9 protein-coding genes are annotated in these 12,242 nt (G+C 66.1%); 6 read left to right on the top strand and 3 right to left on the bottom strand.

Translation table 11 applies throughout. From position 1 onward, the window contains the following. Window positions 1-16: 16 nt before the first annotated feature. Window positions 17-1,501 (bottom strand): NAD(P)/FAD-dependent oxidoreductase, encoded by a 1,485-nt coding sequence (locus IBJ82_RS23390; protein WP_194828109.1) that lies wholly within the window; start codon window positions 1,499-1,501, stop codon window positions 17-19. 111 nt (window positions 1,502-1,612) lie between these two features. On the opposite strand from IBJ82_RS23390, the gene IBJ82_RS23385 reads away from it, so the two are divergent. Together IBJ82_RS23385 and IBJ82_RS23380 are read left to right on the top strand one after the other, a co-directional pair. Further along, complete coding sequence (locus IBJ82_RS23385; RefSeq protein ID WP_194828108.1) at window positions 1,613-2,671, top strand: AraC family transcriptional regulator; 1,059 nt, start codon at window positions 1,613-1,615, stop codon at window positions 2,669-2,671. Window positions 2,672-2,774: 103 nt separating this feature from the next. Continuing rightward, entirely contained in the window at window positions 2,775-3,923 is a 1,149-nt protein-coding gene (locus IBJ82_RS23380; RefSeq protein WP_194828107.1) for an acyl-CoA dehydrogenase family protein, read from the top strand. 71 nt (window positions 3,924-3,994) lie between these two features. Here IBJ82_RS23380 and IBJ82_RS23375 read toward each other — a convergent pair whose 3' ends face one another. Together IBJ82_RS23375 and IBJ82_RS23370 are read right to left on the bottom strand one after the other, a co-directional pair. Next, the gene (locus IBJ82_RS23375) at window positions 3,995-6,160 is read right to left on the bottom strand and encodes a 3-hydroxyacyl-CoA dehydrogenase NAD-binding domain-containing protein (RefSeq protein ID WP_194828106.1); all 2,166 of its coding nucleotides are present in this window, start codon (window positions 6,158-6,160) and stop codon (window positions 3,995-3,997) included. A 35-nt stretch (window positions 6,161-6,195) separates the two neighbouring features. Next, on the bottom strand, window positions 6,196-7,407 hold the full coding sequence (locus IBJ82_RS23370; RefSeq protein ID WP_194828105.1) for an acetyl-CoA C-acetyltransferase: 1,212 nt from the start codon (window positions 7,405-7,407) through the stop codon (window positions 6,196-6,198). Between the two features lie 81 nt (window positions 7,408-7,488). Between IBJ82_RS23370 and IBJ82_RS23365 the strand changes: the two genes are divergently transcribed. From IBJ82_RS23365 to IBJ82_RS23350, 4 genes are all read left to right on the top strand, one after another. Beyond that, the gene (locus tag IBJ82_RS23365; protein ID WP_194828104.1) at window positions 7,489-8,157 is read left to right on the top strand and encodes a TetR/AcrR family transcriptional regulator; all 669 of its coding nucleotides are present in this window, start codon (window positions 7,489-7,491) and stop codon (window positions 8,155-8,157) included. Between the two features lie 173 nt (window positions 8,158-8,330). After that, window positions 8,331-9,740 carry a hydroxysqualene dehydroxylase HpnE gene (hpnE, locus tag IBJ82_RS23360; RefSeq protein WP_194828103.1) on the top strand — a complete coding sequence of 470 codons (1,410 nt, stop codon included), beginning with the start codon at window positions 8,331-8,333 and terminating at the stop codon, window positions 9,738-9,740. Window positions 9,741-9,863: 123 nt separating this feature from the next. Beyond that, the gene (locus IBJ82_RS23355; protein WP_194828433.1) at window positions 9,864-11,093 is read left to right on the top strand and encodes an acyl-CoA dehydrogenase family protein; all 1,230 of its coding nucleotides are present in this window, start codon (window positions 9,864-9,866) and stop codon (window positions 11,091-11,093) included. Beyond that, a complete protein-coding gene (locus tag IBJ82_RS23350; RefSeq protein WP_194828102.1) occupies window positions 11,093-12,241 on the top strand; it encodes an acyl-CoA dehydrogenase family protein in 1,149 nt (382 codons plus the stop codon). The genes IBJ82_RS23355 and IBJ82_RS23350 overlap by 1 nt, the downstream gene beginning before the upstream one ends. Window position 12,242 lies beyond the last annotated feature (1 nt).

Here is a 12,242-nt window from a genome sequence, read left to right as displayed (position 1 = left end):
TTCTGGTCGGCGAAAATCACTGGCCCGCGGTCGTTGTCGTGCCGGCGCGCAGGTGATAGTGCTCGGGGCGCAGCGTTCGGGTCTGCAGTCGGTAGCTCACGACCGCGCCCGGCCAGTTGTTGGTGATCCGGCCTGCGGCGTTGCGGTACCAGCTCGAGCACAGACCCCACGGCGTACGGTCGAGCCGGGCTTGCAGCTTCACGTCGTATTCCTCGGCCACCGCACGCCGGACATCGAGAGTGTGCGCCGGATTGCGGGACAGTTCCTGCATCCCCTGGCGGATATAACGAGCCTGCGATTCGATCATGTAGACGATCGAGCCGACGCCCAGGTTCGTATTGGGCCCGTACACCATGAACATATTCGGGAATCCCGGCACCGACATGCCGTGATAGGCACGGGCACCGCCTTGCCATTCGTCCTCTAGCTCGAGCCCGTTCGCGCCGTGGATCTTCATCGGCCACAGGAATTCGGTGCCCTTGAACCCGGTTCCGTAGATGATCACGTCGACCTCGTGCAGCACACCGTCGGCGGTTTTCACCCCGGTCGGCACGATTTCGGCGATCTCGGTCGTCTCCACCCGCACGTTGGGCTGGGTGAGCGCCGGATAGTAGTTGTTGGAGAACAGCCCGCGCTTGCAGCCGGGCGCGTAGTCGGGCGTCAGTTTCGCGCGCAACTCCGGGTCGGTGACCTGCTTGCGCAGATGATTCACCGCGACCTTGCTGACCAGACCCCTGATCGCGGGGACATCGGCGATGCCGAGCGACAGGAACTCACACAGCGCCCACACCGCGAACCGCTCGGCGAGCCGGACCGGCGGCACCGCCGCGAACATCCGGTGATGCCACGGCTTGTACTCGACATCGGGCTTGGGCAGCACCCACGCGGCCGAGCGCTGGAACAACGTCAGCGCCGCCACCCGCGGCTGGATCGCGGGCACGAACTGGATCGCGCTGGCGCCGGTACCGACAACGGCTACCCGCTTGCCGGTCAGGTCGATGCTGTGGTCCCACTCCGCGGAGTGGAACGCGGGTCCGTCGAACGAGCCGATGCCCGCGATGGTGGGCAGCGCGGGCCGCGACAGCTGGCCCACCGCGGAAATCAGCACGTCGGTGGTCACCTCGTAGCCGTCGGCGGTGCGCACCGTCCATGTCCCGCTCGCATCGTCGAACTCGGCTTCGGTCACCTCGGACTCGAACCGGATCCGCTCGAGCAGACCGTTGTCGCGCGCCACCTCACGCAGATAGGCGTGGATATCGGACTGTCCCGAAAACCGCTTGGGCCAATCGGATTTCGGCACGTAGGAGTAGGAGTAGAGCGGGGACGGAATATCGCAACCGGCGCCCGGGTAGGTGTTCTCCCGCCACACGCCACCCACATCCGAGGCCCGCTCCAGGATGACGAGGTCATCGAAACCATGGCGCAGCAGTTCCATCGCCATACCGAGGCCGCCGAACCCGGTGCCGATGATGACAGCGGACGGCGTTGTCCGAGTGCGCATAGCGAAGCTCCTCATGTCATGGGTATCTCGGGTCAACGGTAGGTCGCCGTCGACGCGGTGACGAGGATGCTCGCGGACAGAAAATTGACATTTCAGGCCATAATGGAGGGCATGCGTGCGCGGCAGGAGCCAGAAGTGGACACGTGGGACTTCCCACGGGGCGTCGCCAGTGTCGCCGTGATGTCCCGGTTCGCGGTCGAGCACGGCGCCGATGCCACGTCCGTCCTCGCCGGCAGCGGTCTGTCCGTCGCCGACCTCGACTCCGCCGACCGACAGATCGATGCCCGCACGGAGCTGCTGGTGGTGCGCAATCTGCTGCGCGAGCTCGGAACCAGGCCGGCGCTCGGCATCGAGGTGGGTCGTAGTTATCGCATCAGCGCCTTCGGCATCTACGGCTACGCCTGGATCACCAGCCCCACCCTGGGCGAGGCGATCTCCTTGGCGCTGAGCTACTTTCAGTTGAGCTTCGCATTCTGTACACCGGACGTGGAAGTCAACGACCAGCAGATGATCGCCCGGATCCGACATGATCGGATCCCGGAGGATGTACGGCAATTCCTCGTCGAGCGCGACACCTTCGCGATGCATAGAGTGCTCGGCGACCTACTCGGGCGACCGGTCGACATCCACCATGCGCGGTTCGCTTTCCCCGAACCCGACTACGGGGACCAGATCGCCGCGATCCTGGGCGTACACCCCCGATACGCGCAGGCCGAAACCAGCATTTCGGTCTCCACCGAAACCCTGAACCAGCCACTGCCGCAGGCGAATCAGGCCACGTTGGCACTGTGTCTGACGCAATGCCGTGAGCTGATCGACCGCCGGACCACCCGCACCGGGATAGCGGCTGACGTGCGCGACCACCTCCTGGCAGGCAGCGGTAGTGCGGGGATCGCGATACCGCCGTCGCTGGACGCGGTCGCCCACGACCTCGGCATCACCGGCCGCACTTTACGACGACATCTCGCCGCGGACGGGACCAGCTACCGCGTCTTGCTCGACGAGGCGCGGCGCGGTCTGGCCGAGGACATGTTGGCCGCTACCGCGCTCTCGGTCGAGGAGATCTCCGCGCGACTCGGCTACACCGAGGCAGGCCCCTTCATCCGCGCCTTCAAACGCTGGACGGCCACCACGCCGGCCGCCTACCGGCGCACCCGAGGTCGCCGCTGATCACCACGACCCGGACCGCACACAGCTCACTGTTGACGTTCTGCCAATATATCTGACAATCTGTTTTCGCAGATTGAGGCAGATGGCGTCCCGGGAGGCACTGATGACCGCACACGCGGGCTGGGTAGACGATGAGATCGTGGCTGTTCGCGAACTCGCGACGAAGTTCTTCGAGAAGGAGGTGCTTCCTGGTGCCGAGCGGTACAAACAGCAGGGCCACCCCGACCGTGACCTGTACCGGAAGGCAGGCAAGCTCGGTCTGCTCGCCCCGTCCGTGCCGGAAGAGTACGGCGGCGGGGGCGGCACCTTCGCCCACGAAGCGGCGATCATCGAGGCCCAATCGCGGGCGGGCGATACGTCCATGGGCATCTCGATCCACTCCGGGATCATCGCGCCCTATCTCGTCGAGTTCGCCTCCGAGGAGCTCAAGCGGCGCATTCTGCCCGAGGTGACCAGCGGCGAGTGCCTGCTCTCGATCGCGATGACCGAACCGGGCACGGGCTCGGACCTGCAGAACATCCAGACCAGGGCGGTGCGTGACGGCGACGAGTACGTCATCACCGGTTCGAAGATGTTCATCAGTAACGGCGCGCTCTGCGATGGGGTGATCATCGCCGCGAAGACTGACCCCGACAAAGGGGCCGAGGGGGTCTCGCTCATCTTCGCGGAGGTCGGTGACGACACCCCCGGCTTCACTCGCGGGCGAACCCTGTCCAAGATCGGCGGCACCGGCCAGGACACCGCTGAGCTGTTCTTCGACGGCTTGCGGGTGCCGGTCGGCAACCTGCTCGGCGAGGCCGAGGGGCAAGGCTTCTATCAGATGATGACGCTGCTCCAGCAGGAGCGACTCGTCTGCGCGGTGATGGCTGTGGCGTCGATGGAGGCCGCGGTGGCGATGACCGTCGCGTACACCAAGGATCGGCAGGCCTTCGGAAAGCCGCTGCTCGGCTTCCAGAACACCAAGTTCGAGCTCGCCGAGTGCGCCACCATCGCCCGAATCAGTCGTGTCTTCCTCGACGACTGCCTCACCCGACACCTGGCGGGCGAACTCGATGTGGCCACGGCGTCGATGGCGAAATACTGGCTCACCGATCAGTTGAGCGTGGTGGCCGACCGGTGCCTGCAGTTGTTCGGTGGATACGGATTCATGACCGAATACCCGATCTCGGAGATCTTCACCAGCGCGCGGGTGCTTCGCATTCTCGCGGGAACGAACGAGATCATGAAGGAACTGATCTCCCGTTCCCTGTAGCCGCTCCGGCACAGAACCCCCCGCCGCCCGGGAATACCGGGCGACGGGGGGTTCTGTTCGTCGTAGAACGGTCAGCCGAGCGTTTCCCCGGCAGCGGCCTTGACCCGCAACGACTCCGGGACCTCGAACCGCGCGCCGTAGGCGGCCCGCAGTTCATCGGCCCGCGCGACGAATCCGGCCAGGCCGCCCGCGTACTGGTTGATGTACTGGATCACGCCGCCGGTCCAGGCCGGGAACCCGATGCCGAAGATCGACCCGATGTTCGCGTCCGGCACGGTGCGCAGCACACCCTCGTCGAAACACCGCACGGTATCGAGGGATTCGGCGAACAGCATCCGTTCCTGCATGTCGATGAACGCGATGCCGTGATCGTCACGGGTGTACTTCTCGACCAGCCCCGGCCACAGGCCGAGCTTCTTGCCGTCGGCGTCGTATTCGTAGAAGCCGCGACCCTCGAGTCGGCCCGGGCGATCGAAGTCGTCGACCATCGCGTCGACGAGCGGGTAGGCCTTCGAGTCGACCCACTCCTTGCCTTCGGCGAGCAGGTTCTCCTTCAGGCTGCGCCGGATCTTCTGCGCCAGCTTCATATTGATCTCGTCGGCCAGCGCCAACGCGCCCACGGGGTAGCCGGCCTGCGTGGCAGCCTGCTCGACCGAAGCCGGGTGCACGCCCTCGGCGACCAGCGCGATGGCCTCGTCCATGAACTGGCCGATGACCCGGCTGGTGAAGAAGCCGCGGCTGTCGTTGACCACGATCGGCGTCTTCTTGATCGCCAGGGTGTAGTCGATGGCGCGGGCGATGGCTTCGTCGCTGGTTTCGTCGCCGACGACGATCTCGACCAGTGGCATCTTGTCCACCGGGGAGAAGAAGTGCAGACCGATGAAGTCCTTCGGCCGCTTCACGCCGGTGGACAGATCGGTGATCGGCAGGGTCGAGGTGTTGGACCCGAGCAGGGCATCGGAGTTCACCAGGTGTTCGATCTCGCCGAACACCTTCTTCTTCAGGCTCGGATCCTCGAACACCGCCTCGACCACGAAGTCGCAGCCCGCGGCGTCGGCCGGATCCGCGGACGGGTGGATTCGACCGAGGATCTCGTCGTACTTGTCCTGCGTGATCGCGCCCTTGCCCAGCGCCTTGTCGAGCAGCTTGCGCGAGTAGGCCTTTCCGCGCTCGGCCGCCTCGATGGTGACGTCCTTCAGCACGACCTGCATGCCGGCGCGGGCCTGCACATAGGCGATGCCCGCGCCCATCATGCCCGCGCCGAGCACGAGGACCTTCTCCGGTGTGCGCACGGGGAAGCCTTCGGGGCGGCTGCCGCCCTTGTTGATCGTTCCCAGATCGAAGAACAGGGACTTGATCATGTTCGTCGAGACCTGGCCACAGATCAGGTTGGTGCAGTAGCGGGTCTCGATCGCGAACGCGGTGTCGATGTCGACCTGCGCGCCCTCCACCGCGGTGGCGAGCACCGCGATCGGTGCGGGCATCGGCGAACCCTTGAGCTGCTTGCGCACGTTGGCCGGGAACGCGGGCAGGTTCGCCGCGACCGCCGGGCTCGACGGGGTGCCGCCGGGGATCTTGTAGCCCTTCACATCCCACGGCTGCGCGGCCTCGGGGTTGGCCGTTATCCAGGCACGGGCCTGCGCGAACATCGCTTCGCTGGTGGCGGCGACCTCGTGGATGATCCCGACCTGCAACGCCTTGGCAGGCTTCATCCGCTGGCCCTGCCCGACGACATTGAGCACCGCGTTGGTGATGCCGAGCAGCCGCACCGTCCTGGTGACGCCACCCGCGCCGGGCAGCAGCCCGAAGGTGACCTCCGGCAAGCCGAGCAGGCTGCCCTTGGCGTCGAGCGCGATCCGGTGGTGGGTGGCGAGCGCGACCTCGAAGCCGCCGCCGAGCGCGGTGCCGTTGATCGCGGCGACCACCGGCTTGCCCAGCGTCTCGAGCCGACGGAACGCGGCCTTGTAGGTGTCGAGGCCGAGCGCGATCTGCGGTGCGGTCTCCGGTGTCGCGTTCATCAGCAGGTTCAGGTCACCACCGGCAAAGAAGGTGTCCTTGCCCGAGGTGAGGATGACGCCGTCGAAGCTGTCCTTCTCTGCCTCGAGCCGGTCGACGGCCGCGGTGAGGTCGCGGGCGAACGCCTCGGTCATCGTGTTGGTGGACTGGTTCGGGTCGTCGATGGTGAGCACGAGCACCCGGTCGGCGCCGAGGTCCCAGGCAATCATGTTGTCAGTCATTGCTTTTCGTATTCCTTCGGTATCGGGTCCGACGCTCAGACGCGCTCGATGATGGTGGCGATGCCCATGCCGCCGCCGATGCACAGCGTGATCAGCGCACGACGCGCCCCCCGACGCTCGAGCTCGTCGACCATGGTTCCGGTGATCATGGCGCCGGTCGCGCCCAGCGGGTGGCCCATGGCGATGGCGCCGCCGTTGACGTTGAGCTTCTCGTCGGGGATGTTCAGCTTCTTCTGGAAGTTGAGCACCACCGACGCGAAGGCCTCGTTGAGCTCGAACAGGTCGATGTCATCGACCGTGAGCCCCGCCAGCGCCAAGACCTTCTCGGTCGCCGGGACCGGCCCGGTCAGCATGATCGTCGAATCGGCGCCACTCACCGCGGCGGCGACCACCCGGGCGCGCGGCGTGAGACCCGCGGCGACACCGGCGGATTCACTGCCGATCAGGACCAGCGCCGAACCGTCGACGATGCCGGAGGAGTTACCGGCGTGGTGGACGTGGTTGATCTTCTCGACCTGGTGGTAACGCTGCAGGGCGACGGCGTCGAAGCCACCCATCTCCCCCATCACCGCGAACGACGGGGGCAGCCCGGCCAGGCTGTCCACCGTGGTGTCGGGGCGCATGAACTCGTCGTGGTCGAGCAGCACCGCGCCGTTGATATCGCGCACCGGGACGATGGATTTGGCGAAGTAGCCGCCCGACCAGGCCGCGGCGGCCTTGCGCTGCGACCGCACCGCGAAGGCGTCGACGTCCTCACGGCTGAAGCCCTCGATCGTGGCGATCAGATCGGCGCTGACGCCCTGCGGCACGAAGTAGGTGCTGTAGTTGGTGACCGGGTCCATCGCCCACGCGCCGCCGTCGGAGCCCAACGGAATCCGCGACATCGACTCCACGCCGCCGGCGATGACGAGCTGCTCCCAGCCCGAGCGAACCTTCTGGGCGGCGGTGTTGACGGCCTCGAGGCCCGAACCACAGAACCGGTTGAGCTGCACACCGGCGACGGTGTCGGGCAGACCGGCCGCCAAGGCGGCGGTCTTGGCGATATCGGCGCCCTGATCGCCGACCGGCGACACCACGCCGAGCACGATGTCATCGATCGCGGCGGGGTCGAGTCCGGGGTGGCGGGTCTTCAGTTCGTCGATGAGCCCGACCACCAGATCGAGCGGCTTGACGCCGTGCAGGGCGCCGGTCTTCTTGCCGCGCCCGCGCGGGGTGCGGATCGCCTCGTAGATGAATGCCTCGGTCATGGTTCCCTCTCCTCGCTCAAATCTGACAATAGGATGCCGCAGATTTGGAAATCTGACAAGGCTTTGTGGCAGACTCGGCGCATGGTGAAGGATCGCGCGTATGCGGGCGTGCCTGCCGAGCAGCGGCGCGCACAGCGTCGGACCACATTCCTGGAGGCCGCCCGGGAGATCGTCGGCACCCAGGGCTCGGCTCGACTCACCGTCGGCGGCCTCTGCCGCCAGGCCGGGCTGACCGAGCGATACTTCTACGAGAATTTCACCAACCTCGACGCCGTCGTCGCCGAGGTCTACGACCAGGCGATCGGCGAGCTGACCGACCTGATCGCCGGCCGGGTGCGCGCCGCCCCTGATCCCCTGCGCGACAAGGTGCACGCGGCCATCGCCGCGGGCCTGCAAGCGGTCGCCGACGATCCGCGGCTGATCCGCATCGCCTTCACCGAAGCCCAGCTCAATCCCGCCCTCAACGAGCGCCGCACCGCGACGATCCGCAGCTTCGCCACCCTCGTTCTAGCGACGGTGAACAAGCGACTCAGTCCCGAGAGCACCGCGACCGCGGGGGCATACGGCGAGCTCGCCGCGATGCACCTCGTCGGCGGGCTGTACGAGACCGTCTACGGCTGGCTCAACGGAACACTCGACCTGACCAGAGAGGAACTCGTCGACGAGTCGACCGAGATCTTCCTCGTCGTCGTCGAACAGATCCTGGGACCCGAAAGTCTTCTGCGGCGTCGGCGCGTGTCCCGACCTTGATCAACCGCGCGGAATAGCCCCTTCGAACCGCGTCCCCATTCACGCCCCATCATGAGGCGAGTTCCGTTCTGCACGAGCGGGTTCGACCCTGTACGAACATGCCGACGCTATGCGAGTATGACGAGACTATTCTCTCATTCATTCTCGCATTCATCGATTGTCCGGAGGTACCGATGGGGCAGCAAGAATCCCCGCACATCTTGGTCGCGGGCGCGGGCCTGGCCGGATTGGCCACCGCGGTCTGGCTCGCGGAGGCAGGTCACCGGGTCACCCTCGTCGAGAAGCGGGGACGGCTCGGCGGTCGCACGATCTCGTTCGAAGTGCCCGGTATCGAAGGCAGGGTCGACAACGGCCAGCACCTGTTCGCCGGTTGCTACGACGCGCTGCTGCGCTACGTCGACACCATCGGCACGCGGGATCAACTTCGCTGGGACGCACCACCTTTCGCGATCAGGACCGGGCCCGACCAGCTGTTGACCCTGCGCGCACCCACCTGGTTGCCCGGCACGCTACGTCGTGCCGTCGGGCTGTCCTGGATGGTCTGGCCGCCGATCCCGCTGCGCGAGCGACCCGCCGCCCTGCGCACCTGGGCGCGGATCGCCCGCGCCGCGCTGCGCCCGGCACCGGAACTCGACGATCTGACCGTCGATCGCTGGTTCACCCAGATCGGCGCACCGGCATCGTTGCGCGCGCTGGTGCTCGATCAGTTCGTCATCGGGCTGCTCAACGAGAAGACCGAGCACGTGTCGGCCTCCATGTTCGTCCAGACCCTGCACTGGATCGGCAAACGCGCGCTGTCGGGGAACACCAGGGCCGGCGACGCGGTCTGGCCGCGGGTGAGCCTGCACGAGTTGTTCGTCGCGCCCGCCGAGCGTTATCTGCGGGCGCACGGTGGAGAGATCGTCGTCGGTGCCGGTGTCGCCGATGTCGAGATCACCGACGACGGGCTCACCGGTGTACAGCTCTCCGACGGGCGCGTCATCGAGGTCGACGCGGCAGTTCTCACGTTGCCCCCGTGGTCGCTGACGACTCTCCTCGATCGCGGTCGGCTCGGGCAGTACGACCACTTCACCCCCGTGCGCAAGATCGAGGCTGCCCCGATCTCGAGCGTCTACGTCTGGCTGGATCGCCCACTGAAGATGCGCAGGCTCGCGGAGAATCTGCGCGACACCACCATCGAGTGGGTTTTCGACACCACGGGCATGCACGGCGTCGAGACCGAGGCAGGGCACTGCTATTCGCTGGCGGTCAGCGCCTCGTGGGATGTCGTCCATCTGCCCAACGCCGAATTCGCCGCGGCCGCACTGGAATCGTTGGTCAAGCACTACCCCGAGGTCGCCGAGGCCGAGGTGCTGCGCACCCATGTCATCCACCAGCCGCAGGCGACCTTCTCGGCGCAGCCCGGTTTCGACGAGTTGCGCCTGCCGCAGCGCACGCCGATCGAGGGCCTGTTCCTGGCGGGCGACTGGACCGAGACCGGGATGCCCTCGACGATGGAAGCCGCTGTCGAGAGCGCGGTCCGCGCCGTCGACGCCGTGGGCGAATACCTCGGCACCCGCAGCGGCGTCATCGGATCTAAGTGAATCATCATTCTGGGCAAAAACGCCTCATTGGCAGTTGATTCCGCACTGAGACAGAAGTACATTGTGTCTCACACAGACGCAGGTCTGCACGGACACAACGGCGCACATACCTCCGGAGGGTTGATGGATTACGACTGGTCAGCGGCCGATATGGCCTTTCGAGACGAGGTTCGGGCCTTTCTCGACGAGAAGCTGACACCCGAACTACGCCGCGCCGGACACTTGGCGACAAGTGTCTATCCGGATCACGAAGCCAGCATGAAGTGGCAGCACATTCTTCACGAGCGCGGCTGGGCGGCACCGGCGTGGCCGGGCGAATACGGCGGCTGCGACTGGAGCCTCACCCAGCACTACATCTTCGGGCGGGAGTTGATGCAGGCCGGTGCGCCCGCGCTGTCGCCGATGGGCATCAGGATGGTCGCGCCCGCGATCGTCGCCTTCGGCACCACCGAGCAGAAGGCGTACTACCTGCCACGGATCCTGACCGGCGAGGTGTTCTTCTGCCAGGGGTATTCGGAGCCGGAATCCGGGTCGGATCTGGCATCGCTGACGATGGCCGCTGTCGACGACGGTGACGATTTCGTGTGCACCGGAAGCAAGATCTGGACCACCCACGCGACAGAGGCGAATTGGATCTTCTGTCTGGTCCGCACGTCGCGCGAGGGCAAGAAGCAGCAGGGCATCACCTTCCTGCTCATCGATATGACCTCGCCGGGCATCGAGATCCGCCCGCTGGTGATGACCTCCGGCGAGCAGGTCCAGAACCAGGTCTTCTTCGACAGCGTCCGAGTGCCGAAAAGCAATGTGCTCGGCCAGATCGACGACGGCTGGACCGTGGCGAAATATCTGCTCGTCCACGAACGTGGTGGGGCACTGTCGCCGATGTTGCAGGTCATGGCCCAGGAAGTCGCTACCGCGGCAGCCGGGCAGACCGGTCCGGACGGCAATCCGCTCATCGATGACGCCACCTTCGCGGCGAAGTTGGCCGAGGCGCGGATTCGCACCGAAGTACTCGAGATCCTCGAGTACCGAACGCTGTCGGTGATGGCGCAGGGCAAGAACCCCGGTCCCGCCTCGTCGATGCTCAAGATCCTGGCCACCGAACTGAGCCAGAAGATCACCGAATTGGCGCTCGAGGCGGCAGGTCCGCGCGGTCGGGTGTACCAACCGCATGCGACGAAACCCGGCGGCCCGATCGCCGAATTCCAGCCACCGGCCGACGGCTACCGCAGCGGCGAAGAATGGCAGGCCGTCGCACCGCTGCGCTACTTCAACGACCGGGCAGGCTCGATCTACGCGGGCAGCAACGAGATTCAGCGAAATATCCTCGCCAAGGCAGCATTGGGGCTCTGATGGACTTCACCTTCACCAAAGAGCAGGAACTCCTGCGCGATTCGGTGGCCCGATTCCTCGGTGCCCGCTACGACCTGGAGAAGAGTCGCAGCGCGGTCAAGTCCGACGCGGGGTGGCAGCCCGCTGTGTGGCGCGGTTTCGCCGAGGAGCTGGGCATCCTCGGTGCGACCCTGCCCGAGGATGTCGACGGTATGGGCGGTGGACCGATCGAAATGATGGTCATCGCCGAGGAACTCGGGCGCGCGCTCGTCGTCGAACCGTATGTCGACACGGTCGTAGTCGGAGCGGGCCTGCTGAGGCGCTCCGGCGGCGCGGCTGCCGACGCACTGCTGCGCCAGATCGTGGACGGTACGGCGCGCACCGCGTTCGCCGCACTCGAGCCGACGTCGGGTCACTCGATGCACGACCTTTCGACGACCGCGCGCCGCGACGGTGATTCATGGGTGCTCGACGGCAGCAAGACCGTCGTGACCAGTGCGCCGTTGGCGACCCATCTGATCATCAGCGCCCGCACCTCCGGTGCTCGCCGCGACGAATCCGGTATCTCGTTGTTCCTCACCGAATTCGACGCGGCGAATCCGCCGGCCGGGGTGGAAATCCACTCCTACCGGACGATCGACGATCGGGTCGCCTCCGATCTCACCTTCACCGAATTCCGCTTGCCCGCCACCGCGCTGCTCGGCACCGAAGGCGACGCATGGTCCTCGATCGAGGCCACCGCCGATGACGCGATCGCGGCGATCGCCTCGGAAGCGGTCGGCTGTATGCGCAAGGTGCTGGCCGATACCGTCGAATACGCCAAGCAACGCCAGCAATTCGGTCAGCCGATCGGCAGCTTCCAAGTTCTGCAACACCGCATGGTCGACATGTACATGGAGCTCGAACAGGCTATTGCCGCAGCATATTTGGCGATTCACTCGTTGAACGCGGCACCAGCGGACCGGGCGCGGGCGGCATCGGCGGCCAAGGTCACCGTCAGTCGTGCCGCTCGGTTCATCGGCCAGAACTCCGTCCAGTTGCACGGTGCGATGGGCATGACCGAAGAACTCGCGATCGGCCACTATTTCAAGCGACTGACCGCGATCGAGCACGAATTCGGATCCACCGACCACCACCTCGCCCGCTACGCCGAGTTGACGAGGCCGTAGT

Origin of the sequence: Nocardia sp. XZ_19_231, from assembly GCF_015355705.1 — a bacterium.
In the GTDB taxonomy this organism is placed as follows: domain Bacteria; phylum Actinomycetota; class Actinomycetes; order Mycobacteriales; family Mycobacteriaceae; genus Nocardia; species Nocardia salmonicida.
This window is presented reverse-complemented; position numbering and strand designations above follow the sequence as displayed.